Origin of the sequence: Variovorax sp. V35, from assembly GCF_041154465.1 — a bacterium.
Classification (GTDB): domain Bacteria; phylum Pseudomonadota; class Gammaproteobacteria; order Burkholderiales; family Burkholderiaceae_C; genus Variovorax; species Variovorax boronicumulans.
The window spans coordinates 2782850-2809772 of record NZ_AP028666.1; the positions used below are offsets into that span (position 1 = coordinate 2782850).

Consider the following 26923-nt stretch of genomic DNA (forward strand, 5'->3'; position numbering starts at 1 on the left):
TGATCGGTGGGGAAACCCGGGCTCGGTCAGTCCTTGAGCAGGCCGGTGGCGCGCAGGGCGCCCTCGACCGCCGGGCGGCTCGCTTCGCCGAGTTCCGTGAGCGGCAGCCGCAGGGCGCCGCCGCACAGACCCAGGCGGGCCATGGCCCACTTGAGCGGGATCGGGTTGGGTTCGACGAACAGGTTGCGGTGCAGCGGCATCAGTTCGAACTGCAGCTGCATCGCGCGCTTGACGTCACCGGCCAGCGCGGCCACGCACAGCTCGTGCATCTTGCGCGGCGCCACGTTGGCCGTGACGCTGATGTTGCCTTGGCCGCCGCACAGCATGAGCGCGACCGCGGTCGGGTCGTCGCCGGAGTAGACGGCAAAGTGTTTCGGCAGGTCGCGGATGAGCCACTGGGCACGCTCGATGTTGCCAGTGGCTTCCTTGATGCCGATGATGCCGGGCACCTGCGCCAGGCGCAGCACGGTGTCGTGCGCCATATCGGCGACGGTGCGGCCGGGCACGTTGTACAGCACCACGGGCAGGTCGCCGACGGCTTCGGCGATGGCCTTGAAGTGCTGGTACTGGCCCTCTTGCGTGGGCTTGTTGTAGTAGGGAACGACCTGCAGCTGCGAGTCGGCGCCGACGCCCTTGGCGAACTTGGCGAGCTCGATGGCTTCCTTGGTCGAGTTCGCGCCGCAGCCGGCCATCACGGGCACGCGGCCCCGGGCCTGCTCGACGGATACGCGGATGATTTCGCAGTGCTCTTCCACATCGACCGTCGGCGATTCGCCGGTGGTGCCGACCACGCCAAGGCAGTCGGTGCCTTCGTCAATGTGCCAGTCGATGAGCCGCCGCAGGGCGGGGTAGTCGACACTGCCGTCGTCGTGCATCGGCGTGACGAGCGCGACGATGCTGCCTGTCAGTTGCTCCAAGGGAATCTCTTTGTCGGTGGACGAAAGCGGCCATTCTACTGACTCCGGCCGGGCCGGAGACAGTTGTGTCGGCGCGCTCAGCTGGCCTTCAGGAAGTGGCGCGGCGGGGCGCCCGCGGCCGCTTCGCCGGGCCGCACGGCGGCAATGCGCTGGATGAAGCGCGCCGGCTCCGGCAGGAAGCCGTCTTCATAGGCGATCACCTGCAGGCTGGCGCAGGCCCCGAGCAGCTCGCCCGGCTGCAGCAGGAAATCGGGCCGCGAGGGCTTGCCGACGGTCTCGTTGCCGGCGGCGAAGGTCTCGTACAGCAGCACGCCGCCCGGCGCCACGGCGGCCACGATGTCGGCCATGCGCGGGCGCCAGAGGTAGTGGGTGACGACCACCGCGCCGAAGCGTTGGGCCGTGAAGGGCCAGGGGCCCGACTCGATGTCGGCCGCCACCACGCGCCCGAAGGCGCCGGCCGCCTCGACGGCCTCGGGCGACCGGTCGACGCCGGTCGCGGCATGCCCGCGCCCGGCGAACCACTGCATGTGCCGCCCGGACCCGCAGGCCACGTCGAGCACCGTGGCGTTCGGGGCAAGCAGGTGCGACCAGCGCACGATCCATTCAGAGGGCGCCGTGCTCGCATGCACGGGAATTGCTACATCTTTCATAGCTGCCTGGGCCCGGCAAGCGGGCGTTTCGGGGCGAAGTCGTTCAGAAACAGGACCACACCTGATCGACCAGCGTGACCAGGAACGTCGGATGCACGTACAGCGCGAACACGCCGCCCAGCGCCGCCAGCACGGCGGCGAGCCAGGCGGCCTGGGCCAGGTAGTGGTTGCGTGTGCGGGGCGTCATGGCGATGGCTCCTTGCAAACAAGAGAGAAAAGCGCGGGCCGTCAGCCCGCCACGGCGGCCGGCCGGATTCCGCGCGCAATGGCGCTTTCCTTGACCGGCAGGTTGATCAGCGCCGCGAACACGCCCAGCGCGATCGAGATGTACCAGACGATGCTGTAGCTGCCCGTCGTGTCATACAGGAAGCCGCCCAGCCACACGCCCAGGAACGACCCCACCTGGTGGCTCAGGAAGACGAAGCCGCTGAGCATCGACAGGTGGGCCACGCCGAAGATGCCCGCGACGATGGCGTTGGTGGCCGGCACGGTCGACAGCCACAGGAAGCCCATGGCGGCCGAGAAGACGTACACGCTGAGCGGCGAAATCGGCGCCAGCAGGAAGAGGGCGATCGACACCGCCCGCGCAAAGTAGATGGCCGCCAGGATCTTGGGCTTGGACAGCTTCTGCCCCAGCAGGCCGACCGTGTAGGTGCCGAACACGTTGAACAGGCCGATCAACGCCAGCGCGTAGCCTGCCACTTCGGGCGACAGGTTCTGGTCGCGCAGGTAGGTCGGCATGTGGATGCCGATGAAGGCCAGCTGGAAGCCGCAGACGAAGTAGCCCGCCATCAGCAAGCCGAAGCTGGGGTAACGGAAGGCCTCGCCCACGGCCTGCAGCACCGACTGGTCGCGGTGGCCGGCCAGCGCGGCGGTCTTGGGCTCGCGCAAGCCGAAGGCCAGCGGCACGATCACCAGCACCAGCACCGCCACCACGGCCAGCGCCGTCTGCCAGCCGAAGGCCCCGATCAGGCGGCCTTCGATGGGCGCCATCAGGAACTGGCCGAACGAGCCGGCCGCGGCGGCCACGCCCATCGCCCAGGAGCGCCGCTCGGCCGGGATCTGCCGGCCGATCACGCCGTAGATCACGGCATAGGTCGAGCCCGCCTGCGCCGCGCCGATCAGCACGCCCGCGCTCAGGGTGAACAGCAGCGGTGTCGGCGAATGCGCCATGCCGAAGAGGCCTGCCGCGTACAGCAGCGAGCCGCCGATCAGCACGCGGAACGCGCCGAAGCGGTCGGCCAGCATGCCCGCGAACACGCCGAAGATGCCCCACGACAGGTTCTGCACCGCCAGCGCGAACGAGAAGGTCTGTCGGTTCCACTCCTGCGCCTGCGTGATGGGCTGCAGCCAGAGGCCGAAGCCGTGGCGGATGCCCATCGAGAGCGTGACGATCATGGCGCCGCAGAACAGCACCTGCTTGATCGAAAGGGTGGGAGCGGGGGAGGCTTGCATCCTTCGAATGTAGCGAAATGGATGCTGTGGCAGGTGGCGTGGCGGCCAAGGCCATTGATGATTTGTGGGCGCGGTTTCGATGCGCGCACGGCATCAAAGAAAGAAGGCAGGCGCGCGGCCTGCCTGTGGGGTCAGCGCGCCGGTGCCGCCGCCGCGCCACGCGCGCCCGGGAAACCGTGCTCGCAGGCCCGCCACGCCAGCACCAGCCCCGGCACCAGCAGCGCCAGCAGCGACCAGGGCAGGCTGCCCGCGCCGCCGCCCTGCAGCAGCAGGCCGCCCGCCAGCCCGCCACCTGCGATGGCGAGGTTCCAGGTGGTCACGACCATCGACTGCGCCACGTCCGCCGCGTCGCCGGCGGCCTGGGCCGAGGCGGTCTGGAACAGCGTTGCCGCGCCGCCGAAGGCCAGGCCCCAGACCGCCACCGCGAGGTACACGCCCGCCGCCGACCCGCCCGCCGCGGCGAGCATCAGCGCCGCCAGCGCGAAGGCCGCCGTGCCGGCCAGCACCAGCGTGCGCAGCCAGCGGTCGATCAGCACGCCCGTGAGCCAGATGCCGCCCAGCGACGCCGCGCCGAACACCAGCAGCACCCGCCCGACCTGCGCTTCGAGCCCGGCGTGCGCCAGGAAGGGCGCGATGTAGGTGTAGAGGATGTTGTGCGCCAGCACGAAGGCGAACATCACGGCCAGCACCGGCCGCACGCCCGGCAGCAGGAACACGCGGCGCACGCTTTGCTGGCGTCCGGCCTCCTGGCCCGGGAAGTCGGGCACCTGCCAGCGCACCCAGCCGAGCAGCAGCACCGACAGCGCCGACATGATCAGAAAGGCCGGTCGCCAGCCGACGCTCGCGCCCAGCAGCGTGCCGGCCGGAATGCCCAGCGACAGCGCCAGCGGCGCGCCCAGCATCGCCACGGCGATGGCACGGCCCTGCTGCGACGGCGCCACCATGCGCGCCGCGTGCCCGGCCAGCAACGCCCACAGCAGGCCCGCGAACACGCCGGCGAAGAAGCGCGCGACCAGCGTCAGCGTGTAGTCGTGCGACAGCGCCGTCACCGTGTTGACCACCGCGAAGCCGCCGATCGCGCCCATCAGCAGCGGCCGGCGTCGCCAGCCGCGCGTGAAGGCCACCAGCGGAATGGCCGCCACCAGCGAGCCCAGCGCGTACACGGTGACGAGCTGGCCGACCAGCGCGGGCGCCACGCACAGGTCGGCACCAATCTGCGGCAGCAGGCCGGCCGGCATCGCCTCGGTGAGGATGGTGATGAAGCCGCCGGCCGCCAGTGCCAGCAGGCCGGACAGGGGCAGCGGTGAAGAAGAGGTCGTGTCACGCATAGACGGCGTCCCTCAGTTCGGTGACGAAGCGGCCCGACATGCCTTCGTAAAGCGTGTTCGTGAAGGCCACCACACTGAGCCCGCGCGCCCGGTCGACGAACCAGGCATGGCCGTAGGCGCCGCCCCAGCGCCAGGTGTCGGGCGATTCGGGCGTCTGCGTGGGCTGCGGGTCGTGCAGCACCGAAAAGCCCAGGCCGAAGCCCCAGCCCGGCGCGTCCGCAGGCCCCCAGGCGCCCGTGTGGTTGCGGCCCATGGTGTCGACGGTGGCGGCGCCCAGCAGCGGGGCGCCGCCGCTGCGCAGCGTTTCGAGCAGGCGCAAAAAATCGTCCGCGCTGCCGACCATGCCGGCGCCGGCCGAGGGCCAGGCGTTGGCGTCGAAGACGCGCGCCGGGTCGAAGCGGATGCCGACGGCGGCCTCGAACGGCGTGGCGACGACCGGGCCGTCCATGCGCTGCGGCGGCGTGGCGCCGGGGCCGTTCACGTAGGGCGTGGCCAACCGCGGGTCGCCGGGGACGGCGGCGAAGCCCGTGTCGTGCATCTGCAGCGGCCCGGTCACCAGCGTGCGCACCGCCTCGGGCAGCGGCAGGCCGCTGGCCGTCTCGACCACCGCGCCGAGCACGTCGATGGCCAGCGAGTAGAGCCATCCGGTGCCGGGCGGGTACAGCAGCGGCACGCCGGCCAGGCGTTGCAGGTTGGCGGCCAGCGTGAGGCCGTCGTCGCGGTCCATGCCGTCCGACACGCCGGCGCGCGCGTACGGGCCGTCGTCCGTGCTTTCGAGGAAGCGGTAGCCCAGGCCGGCCGTGTGGGTCAGCAGCTGCCGCAGCGTGATGACGGCTTCGCCGCCATCGGGAAGGCGCGGGCGGAAGTCTGGCAGCCAGCGCGTCACCGCGTCGTCCAGGTCGAGCCGGCCCTGGTCCACGAGCACCATCGCGGCGGTCGAGACGATGGGCTTGGACACCGAGGCCAGCCGGAACAGCGCGTCCTCGCGCATCGGCCGGCCGGCCTCGCGGTCGGCCAGCCCGGCGGCGCGCCGGTGGACGAGGCGCCCGTCGTGGCGCACCAGCACTACGGCGCCAACCAGCCGCTGCTCGGCCAGCGCACGGTCGATGGCCGCGTCGATGCGCGACGGGTCTGGGCCCTGCCACGCAGGGGTGAAAGTGGGGGAAATATCGGGGAGAAAGGTCATGCGGCCAACGATAGGAAGAAGCCGACTTCGGATAAAGACGGCTACAGTTCCGCTCAATGCGGACGTTGAAGTCCGCAATGGAGATTCCCCATGGACAGCCTCAGCGGCTTTGCCGTCTTCGTTCAGGTCGCCGAAACCCGCAGCTTCGTCGCGGCCGGGCGCGCGCTCGGCGTGTCGGCCTCGGCCGTGGGCAAGCGCGTGGCGCGGCTCGAGGAGCGGCTGGACGTGCGCCTGTTCCACCGCAGCACGCGCAGCATCACGCTGACCGCCGAGGGCGCGCTGTTCCTGGCGCGCAGCCGCCGCGTGCTGGCCGAGATCGAGGCCGCCGAGCAGGAGCTGTCGCACGCCGCGGAGGCGCCGCGCGGGCGGCTGCGCGTGAGCCTGCCGCTGGTCAGCTCGCTGGTGCTGCCGGTGCTGGCCGACTTCATGGCCGCCTACCCGGCGATCGAACTCGACCTCGACTTCAGCGACCGGTTGGTCGACGTCATCGAGGAGGGCTTCGACGCCGTGGTGCGCACCGGCGAGCCGGCGGATTCACGGCTGTCGTCGCGCCAGCTGGGCGAGTTCTCGCAGCTGCTGGTGGCCTCGCCCGCCTACCTGGCGCGCCACGGCACGCCCGCCTCGCCGGACGACCTGGCCCGCCACGCCTGCCTGCACTACCGCTACCCGGCGACCGGCAAGGTCGAGGTCTGGCCGCTCGTGCCCGGGCCCGACGGCAGCGAGGTACGCCCGCCGGTCTCGATGATCTGCAACAACATCGAGACCCGGCTGTGCTTTGCCCTGCGCGGACGCGGCATCGCCTGCCTGCCCGACTTCAGCGTGCGCGCCGCGCTGGCCGAGGGCGCGCTGCAGCCCGTGCTGGCCGACCACCTGCGCCGGCCCCGTACCATCGCGTTCCGCGTGCTGTGGCCGTCGGGGCGCCATCCGTCGCCCAAGCTGCGCGCGTTCATCGATTTCCTGGGCGCGCGGATGTTCGGTCCGCCCGCAGAAACTCCCGCCTGATGTGCGAAAAGACCGAAGCCGGTGCCTGTATGGGTATCCAGTCATTTCAACCCAACTGACTACAATCCGCCCCCATGGCGACTTCCCCCAAGACATCTTCAGACTCCGCTTCCGGCTATTCGGAAGGCTCCATCCGCGTGCTCAAGGGCCTCGAGCCCGTGAAGCAGCGCCCGGGCATGTACACCCGGACCGACAACCCCCTGCACATCATCCAGGAAGTGCTCGACAACGCCGCCGACGAGGCGCTGGCGGGCTACGGCAAGAAGATCAAGGTCACGCTGCACACCGACGGCTCGGTCAGCGTCGAGGACGACGGCCGCGGCATTCCCTTCGGCCTGCACCCCGAGGAAAAGGCCCCCGTGATCGAGCTGGTCTACACCCGGCTGCACGCCGGCGGCAAGTTCGACAAGGGCTCGGGCGGCGCCTACAGCTTCTCGGGCGGCCTGCACGGCGTGGGCGTGTCGGTGACCAACGCGCTGTCCAAGCGCCTCGAAGTCAGCTCGCACCGTGAAGGCTCGGTCGCGAAGCTGGCCTTCAGCGCCGGCGACGTGATCGAGGCGCTCGAAATCCGCAGGCTCGAAGCCGGCGAACGCAAGCAGGGCACCACCGTGCGCGCCTGGCCCGACGCCAAGTACTTCGAGACCGCCGCGCTGCCGATGGGCGAGCTCACCCACCTGCTGCGCAGCAAGGCCGTGCTGATGCCCGGCGTGAGCGTCACGCTGGCCGTCGAGAAGACCGGCGAAAGCCAGCAGTGGCTCTACAAGGGCGGCCTGAGCGACTACCTGATGCAGACGCTCAACGGCGACCCGGTCATTCCGCTGTTCGAAGGCAGCGGCCATGCCGACAAGAACGCCGACAACTTCGCCGAAGGCGAGGGCGCCGACTGGTGCGTGGCCTTCACCGAAGACGGCCAGCCGGTGCGCGAGAGCTACGTCAACCTGATTCCCACCAGCGCCGGCGGCACGCACGAAAGCGGCCTGCGCGACGGCCTGTTCAACGCGGTGAAGAGCTTCATCGAGCTGCACTCGCTGCTGCCCAAGGGCGTGAAGCTGCTGCCCGAAGACGTGTTTGCGCGCGCCTCGTACGTGCTCAGCGCCAAGGTGCTCGACCCGCAGTTCCAGGGCCAGATCAAGGAGCGCCTGAATTCGCGCGACGCCGTGCGCCTGGTGTCCAGCTTCGTGCGTCCCACGCTCGAGCTGTGGCTCAACCAGCACGTCGACTACGGCAAGAAGCTGGCCGAACTGGCCATCAAGGCCGCGCAGACGCGCCAGCGCGCCGGCCAGAAGGTCGAGAAGCGCAAGGGCTCCGGCGTGGCCGTGCTGCCTGGCAAGCTGACCGACTGCGAGAGCAAGGACATCAGCCACAACGAGGTGTTCCTGGTCGAGGGCGACTCCGCCGGCGGCAGCGCCAAGATGGGCCGCGACAAGGAAAGCCAGGCCATCCTGCCGCTGCGCGGCAAGGTGCTCAACACCTGGGAAGTCGAGCGCGACCGCCTCTTTGCCAACACCGAAATCCACGACATCTCGGTGGCCGTGGGCGTCGATCCGCACGGCCCCACCGATTCGCCCGACATGAGCGGGCTGCGCTACGGCAAGATCTGCATCCTGTCGGATGCCGACGTGGACGGCTCGCACATCCAGGTGCTGCTGCTCACGCTGTTCTTCCGGCACTTTCCCAAGCTCATCGAAGCCGGCCACGTGTATGTCGCAAAGCCGCCACTGTTCCGGGTCGATGCGCCCGCGCGCGGCAAGAAGCCGGCCTCCAAGGTCTATGCGCTGGACGAGGGCGAACTCACCGCCACGCTCGACAAACTGCGTAAAGATGGCGTGCGCGAAGGCGCCTGGAGCATCAGCCGCTTCAAGGGCCTGGGCGAAATGAGCGCGGAACAATTGTGGGAAACCACGCTCAATCCGGACACCCGCCGCCTGATGAAGGTCCAATTGGGTCGGTTTGATTTTTCGTCCACCCAGGGCGAGATCACCAAGCTGATGGGCAAGGGCGAAGCGGCGGCGCGGCGCGAGCTCATGGAATTGCGCGCAGACGACGTCGACATCGACGTCTGACAGTTTCCTTTTTCTTTCTTCTCACACGCATGTCGGTTTTCAAGCGTTCGCTGTGGTTGGCCCTTCTGCTGTGCATGCAGCAGGGGCTCGCGCACGCGACCGACATCTATGGCTACATCGACAGCAACGGCGTGGCGCACTTCGCGGCCGAGAAGGTCGACGAGCGCTACAAGCTCTTCTTCCAGGGCGGCCAGAGCTTCGACACCGCCAAGGGCCTGTCGCCGCTGGGCCGCGGCAGCATCCACCGCCGGCTCGACGGCAAGGTGTCGCCGGCGTCGCAGAACCTGCTCGCCATGTTCGAGGCCTCGCCCGGCTACAAGACCGCCAAGGCGGCGCTGCGCGACGCGTCGAGCAAGCACGCGATCGACTACGAGCTGCTGCAGGCGCTGGTCGCCACCGAGTCGGGCTTCGACGCCAAGGCCGTCTCGCCCAAGGGCGCGATGGGGCTCATGCAGCTCATGCCGGCCACCGCGCAGCGCTACGGCGTGGCGACGGACAAGCGCGGCACGATCGAGAAGAAGCTGTTCGACCCGCACATCAACATCGCCGCCGGCTCGCGCTACCTGCGCGACCTGATCGCGATGTTCCCGGGCCAGATCGAGCTCGCGCTGGCCGCCTACAACGCGGGCGAGGGCGCGGTGCAGCGCGCGGGCAACAAGATCCCGAACTACAAGGAAACGCAGAACTACGTGCAGACCGTGCTGCAGCTGTATGCGTACCTCAAGCCCTCGGCCGTGACCGTGGGCGGCAACCTGCGCAGCGGCAGCGGCAGCGGCAGCGGCAGCGGCAGCAGTGGTGGCAGGACGCCGGGGCGCATCCGCATGGAAATGTCGGTGCCCAAGGGCGGCGCGATCGGGCGCGGCAACATGCCGTCCGAGTCGCCGCGCAACGTGCCGACCATGCCCGAGATTCCCGAGCCGTCCGACGTGCCGACCAGCGCAGCGGAGCCGGGCGACGCTTCGCCGCCGTCGCCGCTGTCGTGATCCCGCAGGCCGCCATGCACCCCACTTTCATTTTGGGCTGAGCGCGAACGCACGCCGCCCGTCACTGTTTTTCTTTCTCTCTTCTTCATGGACGACTCTCAACCTCCGCTCGACCTTGCAGGCCCCACCGACGGCGACACCACCCTCACGCTGGCCGACTACGCGCAGACCGCCTACCTCGAATACGCCCTGAGCGTGGTCAAGGGCCGCGCGCTGCCCGATGTGTCCGACGGCCAGAAGCCGGTGCAGCGGCGCATCCTGTACTCGATGTCGCGCATGGGCCTGGGCTTCGGCGGCACCAACGGCACCGTGGGCGCCAAGCCCGTGAAGAGCGCGCGCGTGGTCGGCGACGTGCTCGGCCGCTTCCACCCGCACAGCGACCAGGCCGCGTACGACGCGCTGGTGCGCATGGCGCAAGACTTCTCGCAGCGCTATCCGCTGGTCGACGGCCAGGGCAATTTCGGCAGCCGCGACGGCGACGGCGCCGCGGCCATGCGCTACACCGAAGCGCGCCTGGCGCGCATCACCAGCCTGCTGCTCGACGAGATCGACGAAGGCACGGTCGACTTCATTCCCAACTACGACGGCAGCACCGAAGAGCCGCGCCTCTTGCCCGCGCGGCTGCCGTTCACGCTGCTCAACGGCGCCAGCGGCATCGCCGTGGGCCTGGCCACCGAAATCCCGAGCCACAACTTGCGCGAGATCGCCGACGCCTGCGTGGCGCTGATCAAGTCCAACGGCAAGCTCAGCGAAGAAGAACTCTTCGCCCTCGTGCCCGGCCCCGACTACCCGGGCGGCGCGCAGATCATCAGCAGCGCGAGCGACATCGCCGACGCCTACCGCACCGGCCGCGGCTCGCTCAAGGTGCGCGCGCGCTGGAAGATCGAAGACCTCGCGCGCGGCCAGTGGCAGCTCGTGGTCAACGAACTGCCGCCGGGCGTGAGCACGCAGAAAGTGCTCGAAGAAATCGAGGAAATCACCAACCCGAAGGTCAAGGCCGGCAAGAAGGCGCTGAGCGCCGACCAGACCCAGCTCAAGGCCGCGATGCTGTCGGTGCTCGACGTGGTGCGCGACGAATCGAGCAAGGACGCCGCCGTGCGCCTGGTGTTCGAACCCAAGACCTCGCGCATCAGCCAGGACGAGTTCGTGACCACGCTGCTGGCGCAGACCTCGCTCGAGACCTCGTCGTCGATCAACCTCACGATGGTCGGCATCGACGGCAAGCCGACGCAGAAGTCGCTGCGCCAGATGCTCAACGAGTGGATCGCGTTCCGCGAGATCACCGTCGAGCGGCGCTCGCGCCATCGCCTGGACAAGGTGCAGGACCGCATCCACATCCTCGAAGGCCGGCAGCTGGTGCTGCTGAACATCGACGAGGTGATCGCCATCATCCGTGCGGCGGAAGACCCGAAGGCGGCGCTGATCGCGCGCTTCAACCTCAGCGAACGCCAGGCCGAGGACATCCTTGAAATCCGGCTGCGCCAACTCGCGCGGCTCGAGGCCATCAAGATCGAGCAGGAACTGGCCGGCCTGCGCGAAGAGCAGAAGAAGCTCGAAGACATCCTCTCCAGCCCGGCCACGCTGCGCCGCCTGCTGGTCAAGGAAATCGAGGCCGACGCCAAGACCTTCGAAGACCCGCGCCGCACGCTCATCCAGGCCGAGAAGCGCGCCGTGGCCGAGGTGAAGGTGGTCGACGAGCCCGTCACCGTGATCGTGTCGCAGAAGGGCTGGGTGCGCGCGCAGAAGGGCTGGGCCAGCGAGAAGGCCGCCGGCAACGGCGGCACCGCGCCCGAGTACAGCTTCAAGTCGGGCGACACGCTCTACGGCGCCTTCGAGTGCCGCAGCGTCGACACGCTGCTGGTCTTCGGCAGCGCCAAGGACAAGAGCGTGCGCGTCTACACCGTGCCCGTGGCCTCGCTGCCCGGCGCGCGCGGCGACGGCCAGCCCGTCACCACGCTCATCGAGCTCGATGCCGGCACGCACGTCACGCATTTCTTCGCGGGCCCGGTGGGCGCCTGCCTGCTGCTGGCCAACACGGGCGGCTACGGCTTCATGGCCACCATCGAGAACATGATGTCGCGCCAGCGCGGCGGCAAGGCCTTCATCGACGTGGGCGAGGGCGAGCAACTGTGCCGGCCGTCGTTGGTGGGTGGCGCGAGCGGCGCCGAGCCGATGCCGGCCGCCACGCACGTGGCCTGCGCCTCGAGCGGCAAGCGCATCCTGACCTTCGACATCGCCGAGCTCAAGAGCCTGCCCAAGGGCGGACGCGGCCTGATGCTGATCGACCTGGAGGCCAAGGAATCGCTGGCCGGTGCGGTGGCCTACACGCGCAGCGTGCGGATCGAAGGCGTCGCCCGCGGCGGCAAGGAGCGCGAAGAAACGCTCGAGATCCGCTCGCTCAACAACGCGATGGGTGCCCGCGCGCGCAAGGGCAAGGTGGCGGACCTCGGATTCACGCCGGCGAGCGTGGTGCGGGTGCTCTGATGCTGGGCGGCATCGACATCAGCATCCTCGGCGTGGTCCTCGCCGTGGTCACGGGCTTCGGCAGCTACATCCTGGGGCGCCGCATGCGCGAGAAGCGCCAGGGCAAGCGGCGCGCGAAAGACCGCGCCGCCGCGCAGGCCAACGAGACGCGCCAGGTGCGTCGCGCGCGCGAGCGGCGCGAGCAGGAAGGCAAGTAAGCAGGCAGGCCGAGGGGCTGGCTCACCAGCCCCCGTAGCCGTCGACGTTCTCGCGCGTCACGAGCTTCGACGGCAACAGCAGCACGCGCTGCTGGGGGGGCTGGCCCTTCAGGAGCTTCAGCCCGATCTGGGCCGCCCGCTGGCCCATCAAGGTGGGCGACTGCGTCGCGCTGCCTGCGATCAAGGTGGCCGGGTCCTGCAGCCGCTGCGCCACCTCCGGCGAACCGTCCATCGCCGTGATGACGATGTCGCGCCGGCCCGCGACCTGGGCCGCCAGTTCCGCGCCGATGCCGCACAGGTCGTTGATCGCGAACACGCCCGACAGCTTCGGATGGCGCGCGAGCAGCCGCGTCATCTGTTCCACGCCGCCGTCCTTGGTGGCGCCGCCATTGAGCGCCATCGACACGACGCGCACGCCGGGTGCGGCGTTCAAGGCCTCGCGGCAGCCGTTGACGCGGCCCACTGCCGCAGTGTTCGGAGGGCCGTCGATGATCGCCACTTCGCCTTTGCCGCCGAGCGTGCGCACCAGGTGTTCGCAAGAGAGCTTGCCGGCCGCGCGGCTGTCTGTCACCACGGCCGCGTCCGCACCTTGCACGAGCGCATCGACCGCCACCACCTTGATGCCGGCCGCGCGCGCCTCCGTGACGCGCGCGTGCAGGGTGGTCGAATCGACCGGCGTCACGATCACCAGCTGCACGCGCTGGCGGATCATTTCCTTGAGCTGCTCGTCCTGCCGCTGCGGATCGAACCCGCTCGACACGACCGTGATGTGCGCCGCGTTACGACTGTCTGCGGCCAGCGTGCTTTCCACCGCGCGCGCGATGTAGGCAAAGAAGGGGTTGCGCAGGTCGCTCACGAGCACGCCGACGCGCGGGCCCTTGCCATGGTTGGCATGTGTCGCGAGCGCGCTGCCCACGGGGCCCACAGCGAGGAGGAGGGCCAGCAGCCAGGTGCGCCAGGGACGTTTCATGGGCATGGGTGCGAGGGCCTCGTTGCGAGAGGGGGCCGGTGAAGGGGTGGGGATGATGACATGTTCCGCACCGCCTCGCATCCGCGATCTGCGGCGGCAAGCGTGGGTGAATGGACGGACCTGCCGGCCCCCGGTGGGAGTCGATGTTGTCGCGGGTCGGCAGCGTGGGCGGCGGCAGTGTCAGACCTGGAGGAAGAAGAGGTTGCCCGGGTCGCTGACGATCAGGCCGATGTGCGGCGCATCGAGGGTGCGACGACCCCTGCGCCCGCGATCGATGCCAGCACGCGCCCCGTGGCGAAACCCCTGGCGATGCGCGCCAGGCGGCGCCTCGGGGCGCGCGTCGAGATGGCGGGGATGCCGCCTCCTTTCTTGCCGGTTCTTCTTGTGATCACCTTGCTCCCTGTGGCTGCTGCCTTGCAGATGACGGTGTCGTCCGCGATCGGCGTCCGGTGAGGGATTCGTCGCGGCGACACGGCGATTGAACCGGCCGCTGGTTAACTGTCTGTAAACCTTCCAAAAGTGACGAGCAACATTTGAAATACACACCGCCGCGTGGACGGTGCGCTCCTTACTTCAGCCCGGCCCACCAACGCACGTTGGTGCGCGCCTGGCCCACCGTGAGCACTTCGCCGATCACCGGCGTGGCCAGGTCGATCTTCTTGGCCTGCGCCAGGTCGGCGATGCGGTCCAGCGGGTCGTGCCAGGTGTGGAAGGCCAGGTCGAAGGTGCTGTTGTGCACCGAATAGAGCACCTTGCCGCGCAGGTCTTCGAAGGCCTGCACGCTCTGCTCGGGCGTCATGTGCACGCCGGGCCAGTAGGCGTCGTAGGCGCCGTTTTCCATCAGCGCCAGGTCGAAGCCGCCGAAGCGTTCGCCGATCTGCTTGAAGCCGGGGAAGTAACCCGAGTCGCCGCTGTAGAAGATGCGCTGGTCGCCGCTTTGCACCACCCACGAGGCCCACAGCGTGCGGTCGCGGTCGGTCAGCGTGACCGCGCGGCCCGAGAAATGCTGCGCGGGCGTGGCGGTGAGCTTCACGCCCGCATGCTCGCCGCCCTGCCACCAGTCGAGCTCGGTCACGCGCTCGGCGGGCACGCCCATCTCGACGAGCCGGGCGCGCACGCCCAGCGGCACGAAGTAGCGCTGCACGCGCGTGGCCAGGTACTCGATGGTGGCGACGTCCAGGTGGTCGTAGTGGTCGTGCGAGAGGATCACGGCCTCGATCGGCGGCAGCTGCTCCAGCTGGATCGGCGGCTTGTGAAAACGCTTCGGCCCGACCCAGGTGAAGGGCGAGACGCGCTCGCTGAACACGGGGTCGATGAGCCAGTACTTGCCCTTGAGTTTCAGCAGGTGCGACGAGTGGCCCAGGCGCACCACGTGGTTGGCGTCGGCCGCGAGCGCGTCGAGCGCCTGGGGGGTCAGTGCGCGCACCGGAATGGGGTCGACCGGCACGGTGTCGACCTTGCTGCCGACGATGAAGCGCGACCAGATGCGCCAGGTGCTGGCGGCGGGCTGCAGCTCGGGGTTGGGCATGTTCTGGAACACGCCACCCTTGAACTGCGGCGAGTTGTCGTAGCGCGTCTCCCCGCCGCCGGCGCTGCTGCAGCCGGCCACGAACGCGCAGCCCGCCGTGGCGAGCACCGCGCTGCGGCGCAGCAGCCGGGGTAAATAAGCGCCTTGCGAATCCGATTCGTCAGCCATGGGAAAGCCCTCTGCGTGTGTGTTGGTCTTGAGGCGCGAGACTAGCGGGAGTTGGCTTTTCAATGGTTTCAGCGACAGAAACATTCGGCGAGCGGGGGCAATCCGCGGGCCGGCGGCATACTGCGGCGATCCACGGCTTCAGCCCTTCATTGCCATGAAAACTGCCATCCTCGTCATCGACATGCAGCGCGGCCTTTGCGACGATCCGCCCCGGCCGTACGAGGCCGAAGCGGTCATCGGGCGCATCAACGCGCTCACGGCACGGGCCCGCGCGGCGGGCGTGCCGGTGGCCTTCGTCCAGCACGAGAACGCCATCGACCTGGAATTCGATTCCGAGCGCTGGCAGCTGGCCGATGCCTTGCAGGTGACGCCGACGGACGCGCGCCTGCGCAAGACCACGCCCGACTCGTTCCTGCGCACGCCGCTCGAAGCGTGGTTGTCGGGGCAGGGCGTTCGGCGCGTGGTGGTCTGTGGCTATTCGTCGGAGTTCTGCGTGGACACCACCGTGCGCCGCGCCGCCGCGCTGGGCTACGAGGTGGTGCTGGCGGCCGACGCCCACACCTCGCACGACAAGCCCCACGCCAAGGGCGCCTTCATCCGCGCGCACCACAACGCGACGCTGTCGGACATCACGAGCTTCGGCGTGCCGATCCGCGCGGTCGACAGCGCGGACATCGCTTTCGGCGATTGATCTGGCGCTAGGGCATGCGCCCGGTGGCCAGTGCGTGGGCCCAGTCCGCACGCCCATTGGCAGCAGCCAGTGCCGCCGTGGCCACGTGGTCGTAGGGCACGGTGACCAGCGTGCAGGTCCACTGCCCGTGGTCGTGCCGTTCGACCAGCGCGTAGCGCGCATCGGGTGAGCCGGTCTCCACGTGGTGCGGATGCGGATGCGCGTCGCCATAGGCCTGCAGGCCGACGCTGCCCGGGTTGACGATCAAGATGCCGTTGGATGCGTGCATCACGCGCGGCAGGTGCGTGTGGCCGCAGGCGACCAGTTCCGTGCCGGCTTCCACTGTGCCGAGGCGCGCATCGATCTCCGCCGCAGTGGCCATGCGCAGTTGCGTGGGCTCGACCGTTTCTAGGAAGTAGGTGAGGTCGCTGTCGGGCGTGCCGTGGCACAGCAGCAGCTCGGGGCTCAAGCGCAGGCGTGGCGTGAGCGAGGCGATCCATGCGAACTCTGCCTCGCCGAGTCGGGCGTGTGCGAAGGCGTCGGACTCGCCGCGCTGGCCGGAGGTCGGCAACGTGAGCAGTTGCCGTTCGTGGTTGCCGGCGAGCTGGACCCAGTCCTGCGCCATCAGGAACTGCGCAGTCTCCAGCGGCATCAGTGGGCCTGAGAGGCTGTCGCCGAGGTTGACGGTGGCATCCACGTTGCGGCGTGCGATGTCCTCGACGACGGCTTTCAGTGCGGGAAGGTTTCCGTGGATGTCGGAGACAAGGGCGATGCGCATGCGTGGCTTCTTTGTGAGGGCGGTGATCTTAGTTCGGGGTGCGTGCACAGGCCACCGGGTACTTCCCTCCGCGAATGTCCCCCGGCCTGCGGCCTCCTCCTTGATTTCGCTGCGGGAAGCACCCAGTGTCCTGCGCACGAGAGGCGCGGTCGTGGTGCTGGCCGATCAACAAGTGCTCTGAACACGCTCACGCCGATGCGGTGCCTTGCGCAGCGAAATCAAGGAGGAGCCCGAAGGGCGGGGGACACTGCGCGGAGCAAGGTACCGCGTCGGCGTGAGCGTCGCCCTGAACCAACCCTTCAGTCCGCCCCCGCCCGCCACACCCGCGCCAATGCCGCCAGCTTTCCCCTGAAACTCAGCCGGTCGTTCGACAGCGCATCGATGAAGTCCGACAGCCGCTGCGACTTCACCATCGTGTAGATCGTGAGCCAGGTGGTGAACACGAACACCACGCCAAACCAGATCGCCTTGCGCCACAGCGGCGCGTCGGCTTCGGCCAGCAGGTTCATGCCGAGGAAGCCGGTGGTGACGGTGCCGATGAGGCCGAACAGCGTGACCACCGTGAGCCGCACCACGGTGCTGGCCTGCCGGCGCAGGCTGTCGGCATCGAGGTAGGTGTTCATGTCGGCGATGCGCGCCTTGACCTCGTCGTACAGCGGGTCGAGCCCGAGGTGCGCGGCGCACATGTGCGAGAGGGCGCGCACCTGCGCCTGCTCCGAAATCTCGTGGAACCAATAGCGGTGCGTGAAGCGAAGAAAGCGCTCGAAGCTCGCGCGGATGGCACGCTTGAACTGCTTCACGCTCGGCGTGCTGCGGATGTCGAGCTTCTTGAGCGCCTCGACCAGCTGGTCCGAGAACATCAGCAGCGAGGCCTTCTGGAAATGCGCGATGAGGAACAGCAGGAAGTGCTGGTGCCTGAACTGCGCGAGCACGCCGCGGTCGCGGCAGCAGAAGAACTCGGAGCGTGCGTCGCCCACCACGATGAGGGCGTGGCCGTTGCACAGGTAGCGCGTGTTGGGCGCCGCGCCCGCGTTCACCCAGAAGCGGTCGTAGCAGTACTTGTGCTCGAAGTCGGCCAGGTGGTGCTCGGCGTAGGGCAGGTGGGCATCGGCCCCGCCCGCGCCGGTGACCAGCGCGAGCCGCACGAAGTCGTCGCGCGTGAGGCGGCGCGGATCGTCCATCGACAGGTACGCCATCACCGGCATGCGGTAGTACTCGATCTGGCGGTAGCGCAGCACGCCGGGGTCGTCCGAATGGTCGCTCACCAGCGGCTGCATCAGGTAGGCCCAGTGCGCTGCGATGCGCGGCGCGCGGTGTTGGGCCACGTGCGACAGGAAGGCGTCGCGCTGCTGCGCGTCGGAGGCGGCGAGCACGCGGCCGTCGGCGTCCAGCCACTCGACGCTGGCCATGCAGTGCAGGGCGGCGCCGTCGGGCTCCCAGCCCGAAGGGTAGGCGCGGCCGAAGCGGTAGAGGATGTCCTGCGCCTGCGCGAGGCTCAGGTGGTCGGTGCCGACCTCGAGGTTGAGCAGCACCACGTCGATGTCGAAGAAGAAGTACAGGTCGCAGTGAATCACGTCGAGCGTGATCGGCGCCTCGCCGGGGTGCGCCACCAGTCGCACGGCCGCGATGTCGCGGCGGCGGAACACCCGCATCGGCGAATCGCCGTCGCTGCCTGCGGCGTCGGTGCTGCCGCGCGATCGGCCTTCGCCGTACAGGAAGCGCTGCACATAGGGCAGGAAGCTCACGAACTCGTTGTAGTGGCGCTCGTGGAAGCGGCCGCTCTCGCCGGTGTATTCGTCGACCTCCTCGCGCCAGGGCGAGGCCTCGCCCAGGTCGCGCAACACGTGCCAGGGGCCGTGGTGCGTGGGCGCCGCGCCGGGCGCCGGCACCAGGCGAAGGGGCCAGAGCAGCGCCTGCCGGAAATGCTGCACGACGGGGCCGGTGGCCGGGGTGCCTGCCGGGGAAGAAGTGGGGTCCGCGTGGGGGTTCGGCATCGCGCCAGTGTAGGCAGGCGGGTAGGGCAAAACGCCCACCTAGGGGAATCCCTAGCTAGGTCTGAAACCGGTTTCATTTAAGCTGCAAGCATTCCTTTCAGGGTCTGCGCACGGCCTGGCCGTGCACGCTCCGCCATGAACTACCAGTTCCAATTCGACGCCGTCTTTGCCGCCTGGCCGCTGCTGCTCAAGGGCACTTGGATCACGGTGCAGCTCTCGCTCACCGCCACCTTGCTGGGGCTGGTGGTGGCCATCTTCTGTGCCTGGGGCAAGACCTCGGGGCCGGGCTGGCTGCGCTTCATCGTCAATGCCTACATCGAGGTGATCCGCAACACGCCGTTCCTCGTGCAGCTGTTTTTCTTCTTCTTCGCGCTGCCGGCCATCGGCCTGCGCTGGTCGCCGCAGACGGCCGCGCTGGTGGCCATGGTGGTGAACCTGGGCGCCTACGCCACGGAGATCATCCGCGCGGGCATCGAGTCGATTCCCAAGGGCCAGATCGAGGCGGGTCGCGCGCTCAACCTCAAGCCCTGGGAAATCTTCCGCTTCGTGATCATCAAGCCCGCGCTGAAGGCGATCTACCCGGCGCTCACGAGCCAGTTCATTTTGCTGATGCTGAGCTCGGCCGTGGTCTCGGTCATCTCGGCCGACGACCTGACCTCGGTGGCCGCCAACCTGCAGTCGCAGACCTTCCGCAGCTTCGAGATCTACATCGTGGTCGCGGCCATCTACCTCGCGCTGGCACTGGCCTTCTCGGCCATGTTCAAGCTGATCTACAAGCGCACGCTCAACTACCCGGACCGCCGGTAACTGACTGACCACGACGGACGGAGCACACACCATGCGCACCTTCGGTTTTCCCGAATTCCTTTTCATCCTCGAAGCCGCCCAGTGGACGCTGGCGCTGTCGGCCATCGCCTTCGTCGGCGGCGCCATCCTGGGGCTGCTCATCGCGCTGATGCGCACCTCGGAATCGACGTGGGCGCGCGCCGTGTCGACCACCTTCATCCAGATCTTCCAGGGCACGCCGCTGCTGCTGCAGCTGTTCCTGGTGTTCTTCGGCGCGCCGGTGCTGGGGCTGGACATCAACCCGTGGGTCGCCGCGGGCGTGGCGCTGGTCCTGAACAGCGCGGCCTTCCTGGGCGAAATCTGGCGCGGCTGCATCCAGGCCATTCCGCGCGGCCAGTGGGAGGCGGCGCAGGCGCTGAACCTGCACTACGTGGCACGCATGCGCGACGTGGTGCTGCCGCAGGCCTTCAAGATCGCGCTGGCGCCCACGGTGGGCTACCTGGTGCAGATCATCAAGGGCACGTCGCTCGCGGCCATCATCGGTTTCGTCGAGGTCACGCGCGCCGGGCAGATCGTCAACAACGCCACCTTCCAGCCGCTCATCGTGTTCTCGGTGGTGGCCGCCATCTATTTCGTGATCTGCTGGCCGCTGTCGCTGCTCGCGGCGCGCATGGAGCGCAAGCGCGCCCAGGCGCTCGCACGTTGACCCTTTTCGCTTTTCCTTTCTCGTCGCTTCCTTTCTTTATTCAGGAGACACATCCAATGACCGTTACCACCACCCGCCGCGCTGCCATCGCAGCCCTGGGCCTCGGCGCCGCGCTGACCGTGTTCGCTCCCTTCGCGTCGGCGCAAAGCATGGCCGACATCAAGAAGAAGGGCGAGATCACCATCGGCATGCTGGTCGACTTCCCGCCCTACGGCACCACAGACGCCAAGAACCAGCCCGACGGCTACGACGCCGACGTGGCCAAGCTGCTGGCGAAAGACTGGGGCGTCAAGGCCAACATCGTGCCGGTCACCGGCCCGAACCGCATTCCGTTCCTGTTGACCAACAAGGTCGACCTGCTGGTGGCTTCGCTGGCCGTGACGCCCGAGCGCGCCAAGCAGGTGCAGTTCTCGCAGCCCTACGCGGCCGCGACCATCGTGCTGTACGGCGCGACCAAGACCTCGATCAAGGCGGCAGGCGACCTGAAGGGCCTGCGCGTGGGCGTGGCCCGCGCATCGACGCAAGACGTGGCCGTGACCAAGGCCGCGCCCGAAGGCACCGAGATCCGCCGCTTCGACGACGACGCCTCGGCCATGCAGGCGCTGATCTCGGGCCAGGTCGATGCGATCGGCTGCTCGGTCACCGTCGCGGCGCAGATCGCCAAGCGCGTGCCGGCCAATACCTTCGAAAACAAGTTCACGCTGGTGCAGCAGTCGATGGGCATCGCGATGCGTCCGGGCCAGGAAGAGCTGACCAAGGCCGTGAACGAATTCGTGCAGAAGAACACCGCCAACGGCGAGCTGAACAAGCTCTACCAGAAGTGGCTGCAGGCCGACCTGCCCAAGATGCAGTGAGCCCCCGCGGCTGAAGAAGAAGGAATCCTGGCATGACGACGGAATCGATCATCCGCATGGAAGCGGTCAACAAGTGGTACGGTGAATTCCAGGTGTTGACCGGCATCGACCTGTCGGTGCGCCAGGGCGAGCGCATCGTGATCTGCGGGCCCTCGGGCTCGGGCAAGTCCACGCTCATCCGCTGCATCAACCGGCTCGAGACGGTGCAAAAGGGCCGCATCGTGGTCGACGGCATCGACCTCACGGCCGGTGGCAAGAACGTGGACGCGGTGCGGGCCGAAGTCGGCATGGTGTTCCAGCAGTTCAACCTGTTCCCGCACCTCACCATCCTGGAGAACTGCACGCTGGCGCCGATGCGCTCGCGCGGCATGACCAAGGCGCAGGCGGAAGAGGTGGCCATGAAGTACCTCACGCGCGTGCGCATCCCCGAGCAGGCGAAGAAGTACCCGAGCCAGCTCTCGGGCGGCCAGCAGCAGCGCGTGGCCATTGCGCGCGCGCTGTGCATGTCGCCCAAGATCATGCTGTTCGACGAGCCCACCTCCGCGCTCGACCCCGAGATGGTCAAGGAAGTGCTCGACACCATGATCGGCCTGGCCGAAGACGGCATGACCATGCTGTGCGTGACGCACGAAATGGGCTTTGCCCGCAGCGTGGCCGACCGCGTGATCTTCATGGCCGACGGCAAGATCGTCGAGCAGGCGCCGCCGCAGGAGTTCTTCGGCAACCCCAAGGACGAGCGCACGCGCCAGTTCCTGGGGCAAATCCTCAGCTCGCACCAAGCCCACTGATGGCCTTCGAAGTCCTGATTTCTCTGTCGTCCTTCGGTGCGGCCGAGGTGGGGCGGCACGGCCAGCTCTGGTGCTCGCAACTCTCGCGCGCGGCCGGTGCCGATTCGGTGGAAGTGCGTGGCGAGATGCTGCGCGACGCCGAGGCCGAACTGCCTGCGCTCAACGGCCTGGCTTCCGTGTACTCCAGCCCCGAGGGCCTGTGGGCCGAAGGCGGCTGGCTCGACAGCGCTGCGCTGCAACGCGGCATCGCCGCCGCCACGCGCGTGGGCGCGAAGCGGCTCAAGATGGCCATCGGCGATTTCCAGGCTTCGTCGCACGGCTCGCTCTGGGGCCTGAAGGTGGCGCTGGCCGAAACCCGCGTCGAGCTGCTCATCGAGAACGACCAGACCGTGCGCGCCGGCACGCTGGCCGCGCTGCAGACCTTCTTCGACGTGGCCGACCGCGCTGGCGTGCCGCTGGGCATGACCTTCGACATGGGCAACTGGCACTGGCTCGGCGAGTGCCCGCTGCAGGCCGCGCAGGCGCTCGGCCACCGCGTGCGCTACGTGCATTGCAAGGGCGCGCAGCGCCTGCCGCACAAGTGGGTGGCGGTGCCGATGGGCGACTCGGTCGCGCCGTGGCGCGCGGTGCTGCGCGCACTGCCGGCCGACGTGCCGCACGCCATCGAATACCCTCTGGTGGGCGACGACCTGCTGGCCGTCACCCGCTCGCAGATCGACTTCATCCGCGCCGCACGGGCGTAGGGATACACACATGACGGAACCCACCGCTTTCGATGTCGCCTTGTTCGGCGAAGCCATGCTGCTGCTTGTGGCCGACCGGCCCGGCCCGCTGGAAGACGCCCAGTCGTTCCACAAGCGCACCGCCGGTGCCGAGACCAACGTGGCCATCGGCCTGTCGCGCCTGGGCCTGAAGGTCGGCTGGGCCAGCCGTCTGGGCACCGACTCCATGGGGCGCGCGCTGCTGGCCGCGATGCGCGCCGAAGGCATCGACTGCTCGCACGTGATCACCGACGCGACGCAGCGCACCGGCTTCCAGTTCAAGGGCCGTGTCACGGACGGCAGCGACCCGCCGATCGAATACCACCGCAAGGGCTCGGCCGCCAGCCACATGGGCCCGGCCGATGTCGACGAAGCCTGGCTGCGCTCGGCGCGCCACCTGCACGCCACCGGCGTGTTCGCCGCCATCTCCGAGACCAGCCTGCAGGCCGCGCTCAAGTCGATGGACGTGATGCGCGCGGCCGGCCGCACCATCTCGTTCGACACCAACCTGCGGCCCACGCTGTGGTCGTCCACCGAAACGATGCGCCACTGGGTGAACGAACTCGCCTCGCGCGCCGACTGGGTGCTGCCCGGCATCGAAGAGGGCCTGCTGCTCACGGGCCATGACAAGCCCGAAGACGTGGCCAGGTTCTACCGCGAACGCGGTGCGAAGCTGGTGGTCGTCAAGCTCGGCGCGGCCGGCGCCTACTACGACAGCGACGTGGCCGGCACCGGCCACGTCGACGGCTTCCCGGTGAAGGAAGTGATCGACACCGTGGGCGCGGGCGACGGCTTTGCGGCCGGCGTGGTGAGCGCGCTGCTCGAAGGTCGCAGCGTGCCCGACGCGGTGCGCCGCGGCGCCTGGATCGGCGCGCGCGCCGTGCAGGTGCTCGGCGACACCGAAGGCCTGCCGACGCGGGCGCAACTCGAAGAAGCGGGGCTCTGATGACGAAGAAGAACGTGCTGGTGTTCCGGGCCCTGCCCGAAGACCAGCTGGCACGGCTGCAGGCGGTGCACCACGTCACCGTGGCCGATCCGCGCAAGGCGCCCGAGGCCTTTGCCGCTGCGCTTGCCACTGCGCACGGGCTGATCGGTTCGAGCTACAACGTCGACGCTGCGCTGCTCGATGCGGCGCCGCAGCTCGAAGTGATTTCGAGCGTGTCGGTCGGCGTCGACAACTACCCGCTGGCCGAACTGCACCGCCGCCACATCGTGCTGTGCCACACGCCCGACGTGCTCACCGAGACGGTGGCCGACACGGTGTTCGCGATCCTCATGGCCACGCAGCGGCGCGTGGTCGAGCTGTCGACGTTGGTGCGCGAAGGCCGCTGGACCAAGAACATCGGCGAGGAATTCTTCGGCACCGACGTGCATGGCAAGACGCTGGGCATCCTCGGCTTTGGCCGCATCGGCCAGGCCGTGGCGCGCCGTGCCGCGCTGGGCTTCGGCATGCCGGTGCTCTATCACTCGCGTCGCGCGGTCGACCTGGCCACGCAGGCGCCCGAGCTGCAAGGCCGCGCCACGCACACGCCGCTCGATGATTTGCTCGCGCGCGCCGATATCGTGCTCGCGATGCTGCCGCTGACCGACGCCACGCGCGGCATGATCGACGCCGCCTTCTTCGCGCGCATGAAGCCGGGTGCGTCGTTCATCAACGGCGGCCGTGGCGCCACCGTGAACGAAGCCGCGCTGCTCGACGCGCTCGACCACGGCACCTTGCGCGCCGCCGGCCTCGACGTGTTCGCGAAGGAGCCGCTGCCGGCCGAGTCGCCGCTGCGCACGCACCCGCGCGTGACGCCGCTGCCGCACATCGGCTCGGCCACGCACGAGACGCGCCATGCGATGGCGGAGCTGGCGACGACCAATCTGTTGCAGGTGCTGGCTGGCGAGAAGCCCACGGCACCCTACGACACCGCTGCCGCCTGACATGAAGCCCACAGGCCGCGCCACCATCGCCGACGTCGCCGAAGCCGCGGGCGTCTCCAAGGCCACCGTCTCGCGCTTTTTGAACCACCGCGAGCGCCTGCTGAGTCCCGACATCGCCGCGCGCGTCGAGGCCGCCATCGCCAAGCTGGCGTACTCGCCCAGCCCGATGGCGCAGGCGCTGAGCCACGGCCGCTCGCGGCTCATCGGCCTGATCGTGGCCGACATCACCAACCCGTACTCCGTGGCCGTGCTGCGCGGCGCCGAGAAGGCCTGCCAGGACGCCGGCTACCTCGTGATGCTGTTCAACCTCGGCAACGAGAGCGAACGCGAGCGCGAGGCCATCAATGCGCTCGCGGGTTACCAGGTGGACGGCTTCATCCTCAACACGTTGGGGCGCGGCAGCAACGTGGTCGATGCGGTCACGCTGCATGGCAAGCCCGCCGTGCTGGTCGACCGCCGGCACACGGGCATGCACACCGACTTCGTCTCGCTCGACAACCACGCCGCCATGCGCGACACCTGCGGCCACCTGGTCGAGGGCGGCTACCGCGAACTGCTGTATGTCACCGAGCCGCAGAAGGGCGTGAGTTCGCGGCGCGAGCGCACGGCCGCCTTCGGCGCCTGCGTGGCCGCGCACGAGCCGCGCGTGGCGGGCGAGGTCTTCGAATCGGTCGAGGGCGAGAACGACGCGCTCGACGACGCCTTGCGCGCGCTGCGCCAGCGCGCCAAACGGGGCCGCCGCGCGGCGGTGGTCGCGGGCAATGCCGTGGTCACGCTGCGCGTGGCGCAGGCCATGGCGCGGCTGGACTGGCGCTTCGGCGCCGACCTGGGCTTCGTGGGCTTCGACGATCCCGAATGGGCCTCGCTCATCGGGCCGGGCCTGAGCACCGTGGCGCAGCCGACCGACGAAATCGGCCGCGCGGCGGCCACCTGCCTCATCGAGCGCCTGCGCGGGCTCGACGCGGCGCCGCGTCAGCTCTTGCTGCCGGGCGAACTCATGGTGCGAGGCTCATCGACGGCACTGCCGTAGCGGGTTCCGCGAAAGAGGCAGGCCCGCGCATCCAGCCGGCCGCGCGCTCCGCGATCATGATCGTCGGCGCGTTGGTGTTGCCGCCGATCAGTGTCGGCATCACCGAGGCATCGACCACGCGCAGGCCCGCGATGCCGTGCACGCGCAGTTGCGGGTCGACCACCGCCATTGCATCCACACCCATCTTGCAGGTGCCCACCGGGTGGTAGATGGTGTCGGCGCGCGCGCGGATGTGCGCTTCGAGCTGCGCGTCGGTGTGGGCGTCGGCGGTGTAGACCTCGCGGTGGCGGTATTTTTCGAGCGCGGGCGCGCGCATGATTTCGCGCGTCTTCTTCACGCCCTGCAGCAGCAGCGCCATGTCCTCCGGGTCGGCCAGGAAGCGCGGGTCGATGCGCGGCGCCGAGTCGGGGCTGGCGTCGTTCAGCCGCACGTCGCCCCGGCCCTTGGGGCGCAGCACGCACACATGGCACGAGAAGCCGAAGCCCGCATGCAGCTTGCGCGCATGGTCGTCGGTGATCGCGATCACGAAGTGCAGCTGCAGGTCGGGCCGGCGCAGTTCGGGCGACGACTTGATGAAGGCGCCGCCTTCTGCAAAGGGCGTGGCGACCAGGCCCGTGCCGTCGCGGCGCCACTGGTTGATGGCCTTCAGCAGGTGCAGCCCGCCGACCGGGCCGATGCCGAACATGTCGGTCTGCTTGGACTTGTAGGCGACGATGAAGTCGCAGTGGTCCTGCAGGTTCTGCCCCACGCCGCGCAGCGCGTGCCGCACTTCGATGCCGTGGCGCGCGAGTTCGTCGGGGTCGCCGATGCCCGAGAGCATCAGCAGCTGCGGCGAGTTGAAGGCGCCGCCGCACAGCGCCACTTCGCGGCGCGCGCGAATGGTTTCGACGTTGCCGCCGCGCCGCACCTCGACGCCCACCGCGCGCCGGTCTTCGAGCACCACGCGCAGGGCCTGCGTGCCGGTCAGCACCGAGAGGTTGGGGCGCTGGTCCATCACCGGGTGCAGGTAGGCCGCGGCGGCCGAGCAGCGCTCGCCGTTCTTCGCGCCGCCGTGGAACTGCGTCACCTGGTAGAGCCCCGCGCCTTCCTGCTCGGGGCCGTTGAAGTCGTCGTTGCGCGCAATGCCGCACTCGGCGGCGGCGCGCACGAAGGCCTCGCTGATGGCGCGCGGGCTTTGCTGCTCCGACACCTGCAGCGGGCCGTCGGCGCCATGCAGCGCGCTGGCGCCGCGCTGGTTGCCTTCGGCGCGCAGGAAGTGCGGCAGCACCTCGTCGAAGCTCCAGCCGGCGCAGCCCGCGCGCGCCCAGTCGTCGTAGTCCTCGCGGTGGCCGCGCACGTAGAGCATGGCGTTGATCGCGCTGGAGCCGCCCAGGCAGCGCCCGCGCGGCTGGTAGCCGCGCCGCCCGTTCAGGCCGGGCTGCGGCACGGTCTGGTAGGCGTAGTTGTTGATGCGCGGACGGCCCGGCAGCATCGCGACCACGGCGGCCGGCGCCCGCACGAGGATGCCGCGTCCGTCGCCGCCGGCCTCGATGAGGCAGACCGTCACCGACGGGTCCTCGCTCAGGCGCGAGGCCAGCGTGGCGCCGCCCGAGCCGCCGCCCACGATCACGTAGTCGAATTCCGCCATGGCATCTGGTCCTTCTTGTCGTTGGATGTTGGGGGCGCCGAGGCGCCGATGCGTGCACCGGCATTGTGGCCA

Annotated in this window: 26 protein-coding genes; 15 read left to right on the forward strand and 11 right to left on the reverse strand. The window is 69.2% G+C overall.

Annotated features, from left to right (window positions below; all coding sequences use genetic code 11):
* Positions 1-26: 26 nt before the first annotated feature.
* The 6 genes from dapA to ACAM42_RS12950 all read right to left on the reverse strand — a co-directional run bounded on the left by dapA (position 27) and on the right by ACAM42_RS12950 (position 5536).
* Positions 27-875: a 4-hydroxy-tetrahydrodipicolinate synthase gene (dapA, locus tag ACAM42_RS12925; protein WP_062474750.1), complete on the reverse strand. Its 849-nt coding sequence runs from the start codon at positions 873-875 to the stop codon at positions 27-29.
* A gap of 119 nt (positions 876-994) precedes the next feature.
* Positions 995-1567: a class I SAM-dependent methyltransferase gene (locus ACAM42_RS12930; protein ID WP_369632234.1), complete on the reverse strand. Its 573-nt coding sequence runs from the start codon at positions 1565-1567 to the stop codon at positions 995-997.
* Between the two features lie 43 nt (positions 1568-1610).
* Complete coding sequence (locus tag ACAM42_RS12935; RefSeq protein ID WP_167395003.1) at positions 1611-1754, reverse strand: hypothetical protein; 144 nt, start codon at positions 1752-1754, stop codon at positions 1611-1613.
* A gap of 41 nt (positions 1755-1795) precedes the next feature.
* On the reverse strand, positions 1796-3022 hold the full coding sequence (locus ACAM42_RS12940) for an MFS transporter (RefSeq protein WP_369632235.1): 1227 nt from the start codon (positions 3020-3022) through the stop codon (positions 1796-1798).
* Positions 3023-3153: 131 nt separating this feature from the next.
* On the reverse strand, positions 3154-4350 hold the full coding sequence (locus ACAM42_RS12945; protein WP_369632236.1) for an MFS transporter: 1197 nt from the start codon (positions 4348-4350) through the stop codon (positions 3154-3156).
* Positions 4343-5536: a serine hydrolase domain-containing protein gene (locus ACAM42_RS12950; protein WP_369632237.1), complete on the reverse strand. Its 1194-nt coding sequence runs from the start codon at positions 5534-5536 to the stop codon at positions 4343-4345. The genes ACAM42_RS12945 and ACAM42_RS12950 overlap by 8 nt, the downstream gene beginning before the upstream one ends.
* A 90-nt stretch (positions 5537-5626) precedes the next feature.
* Here ACAM42_RS12950 and ACAM42_RS12955 point away from each other — a divergent pair, with 90 nt between their 5' ends.
* From ACAM42_RS12955 to ACAM42_RS12975, 5 genes are all read left to right on the forward strand, one after another.
* On the forward strand, positions 5627-6538 hold the full coding sequence (locus ACAM42_RS12955; protein ID WP_369632238.1) for a LysR family transcriptional regulator: 912 nt from the start codon (positions 5627-5629) through the stop codon (positions 6536-6538).
* A 74-nt stretch (positions 6539-6612) separates the two neighbouring features.
* The gene (locus ACAM42_RS12960; RefSeq protein ID WP_369632239.1) at positions 6613-8601 is read left to right on the forward strand and encodes a DNA topoisomerase IV subunit B; all 1989 of its coding nucleotides are present in this window, start codon (positions 6613-6615) and stop codon (positions 8599-8601) included.
* 29 nt (positions 8602-8630) lie between these two features.
* Positions 8631-9584: a lytic transglycosylase domain-containing protein gene (locus tag ACAM42_RS12965; RefSeq protein WP_369632240.1), complete on the forward strand. Its 954-nt coding sequence runs from the start codon at positions 8631-8633 to the stop codon at positions 9582-9584.
* Positions 9585-9671: 87 nt separating this feature from the next.
* Positions 9672-12068: a DNA topoisomerase IV subunit A gene (parC, locus tag ACAM42_RS12970; protein ID WP_070059510.1), complete on the forward strand. Its 2397-nt coding sequence runs from the start codon at positions 9672-9674 to the stop codon at positions 12066-12068.
* Positions 12068-12265 carry a hypothetical protein gene (locus ACAM42_RS12975; RefSeq protein WP_223301260.1) on the forward strand — a complete coding sequence of 66 codons (198 nt, stop codon included), beginning with the start codon at positions 12068-12070 and terminating at the stop codon, positions 12263-12265. The genes parC and ACAM42_RS12975 overlap by 1 nt, the downstream gene beginning before the upstream one ends.
* 22 nt (positions 12266-12287) lie before the next feature.
* On the opposite strand, the gene ACAM42_RS12980 is transcribed toward ACAM42_RS12975, so the two are convergent.
* On the reverse strand, positions 12288-13241 hold the full coding sequence (locus ACAM42_RS12980) for an ABC transporter substrate-binding protein (protein WP_369632241.1): 954 nt from the start codon (positions 13239-13241) through the stop codon (positions 12288-12290).
* A gap of 54 nt (positions 13242-13295) precedes the next feature.
* Between ACAM42_RS12980 and ACAM42_RS12985 the strand changes: the two genes are divergently transcribed.
* Positions 13296-13688, forward strand: coding sequence for a hypothetical protein (locus ACAM42_RS12985; protein WP_369632242.1), 393 nt, complete (start codon positions 13296-13298; stop codon positions 13686-13688).
* 115 nt (positions 13689-13803) lie between these two features.
* Here ACAM42_RS12985 and ACAM42_RS12990 read toward each other — a convergent pair whose 3' ends face one another.
* On the reverse strand, positions 13804-14931 hold the full coding sequence (locus tag ACAM42_RS12990; protein WP_307590501.1) for an MBL fold metallo-hydrolase: 1128 nt from the start codon (positions 14929-14931) through the stop codon (positions 13804-13806).
* A 154-nt stretch (positions 14932-15085) separates the two neighbouring features.
* Here ACAM42_RS12990 and ACAM42_RS12995 point away from each other — a divergent pair, with 154 nt between their 5' ends.
* Positions 15086-15622 (forward strand): cysteine hydrolase family protein, encoded by a 537-nt coding sequence (locus ACAM42_RS12995; protein WP_307590503.1) that lies wholly within the window; start codon positions 15086-15088, stop codon positions 15620-15622.
* A gap of 7 nt (positions 15623-15629) precedes the next feature.
* On the opposite strand, the gene ACAM42_RS13000 is transcribed toward ACAM42_RS12995, so the two are convergent.
* Entirely contained in the window at positions 15630-16379 is a 750-nt protein-coding gene (locus tag ACAM42_RS13000; RefSeq protein WP_369632243.1) for a metallophosphoesterase, read from the reverse strand.
* 299 nt (positions 16380-16678) lie between these two features.
* A complete protein-coding gene (locus tag ACAM42_RS13005; protein WP_369632244.1) occupies positions 16679-18373 on the reverse strand; it encodes a hypothetical protein in 1695 nt (564 codons plus the stop codon).
* Positions 18374-18508: 135 nt separating this feature from the next.
* Between ACAM42_RS13005 and ACAM42_RS13010 the strand changes: the two genes are divergently transcribed.
* Genes ACAM42_RS13010 through ACAM42_RS13045 form a run of 8 tightly spaced genes read left to right on the forward strand, consistent with a single transcriptional unit; the run spans position 18509 to position 25224 of the window.
* Entirely contained in the window at positions 18509-19180 is a 672-nt protein-coding gene (locus ACAM42_RS13010) for an amino acid ABC transporter permease (protein ID WP_062474717.1), read from the forward strand.
* Positions 19181-19211: 31 nt separating this feature from the next.
* Positions 19212-19865 carry an amino acid ABC transporter permease gene (locus ACAM42_RS13015; protein ID WP_062474720.1) on the forward strand — a complete coding sequence of 218 codons (654 nt, stop codon included), beginning with the start codon at positions 19212-19214 and terminating at the stop codon, positions 19863-19865.
* A 56-nt stretch (positions 19866-19921) separates the two neighbouring features.
* On the forward strand, positions 19922-20719 hold the full coding sequence (locus ACAM42_RS13020; protein WP_095744763.1) for a transporter substrate-binding domain-containing protein: 798 nt from the start codon (positions 19922-19924) through the stop codon (positions 20717-20719).
* A 32-nt stretch (positions 20720-20751) separates the two neighbouring features.
* On the forward strand, positions 20752-21507 hold the full coding sequence (locus tag ACAM42_RS13025; protein ID WP_056583293.1) for an amino acid ABC transporter ATP-binding protein: 756 nt from the start codon (positions 20752-20754) through the stop codon (positions 21505-21507).
* Positions 21507-22250 carry a sugar phosphate isomerase/epimerase family protein gene (locus ACAM42_RS13030; protein WP_369632245.1) on the forward strand — a complete coding sequence of 248 codons (744 nt, stop codon included), beginning with the start codon at positions 21507-21509 and terminating at the stop codon, positions 22248-22250. Before ACAM42_RS13025 ends, ACAM42_RS13030 begins: the two co-directional genes overlap by 1 nt.
* A 10-nt stretch (positions 22251-22260) precedes the next feature.
* Entirely contained in the window at positions 22261-23214 is a 954-nt protein-coding gene (locus ACAM42_RS13035) for a sugar kinase (protein WP_369632246.1), read from the forward strand.
* Entirely contained in the window at positions 23214-24194 is a 981-nt protein-coding gene (locus ACAM42_RS13040; RefSeq protein WP_369632247.1) for a 2-hydroxyacid dehydrogenase, read from the forward strand. Before ACAM42_RS13035 ends, ACAM42_RS13040 begins: the two co-directional genes overlap by 1 nt.
* Before the next feature lies 1 nt (position 24195).
* Complete coding sequence (locus ACAM42_RS13045; protein WP_159272412.1) at positions 24196-25224, forward strand: LacI family DNA-binding transcriptional regulator; 1029 nt, start codon at positions 24196-24198, stop codon at positions 25222-25224.
* Here ACAM42_RS13045 and ACAM42_RS13050 read toward each other — a convergent pair.
* On the reverse strand, positions 25190-26851 hold the full coding sequence (locus ACAM42_RS13050) for a GMC family oxidoreductase (RefSeq protein ID WP_369632248.1): 1662 nt from the start codon (positions 26849-26851) through the stop codon (positions 25190-25192). The genes ACAM42_RS13045 and ACAM42_RS13050 overlap by 35 nt on opposite strands.
* Between the last annotated feature and the right edge of the window lie 72 nt (positions 26852-26923).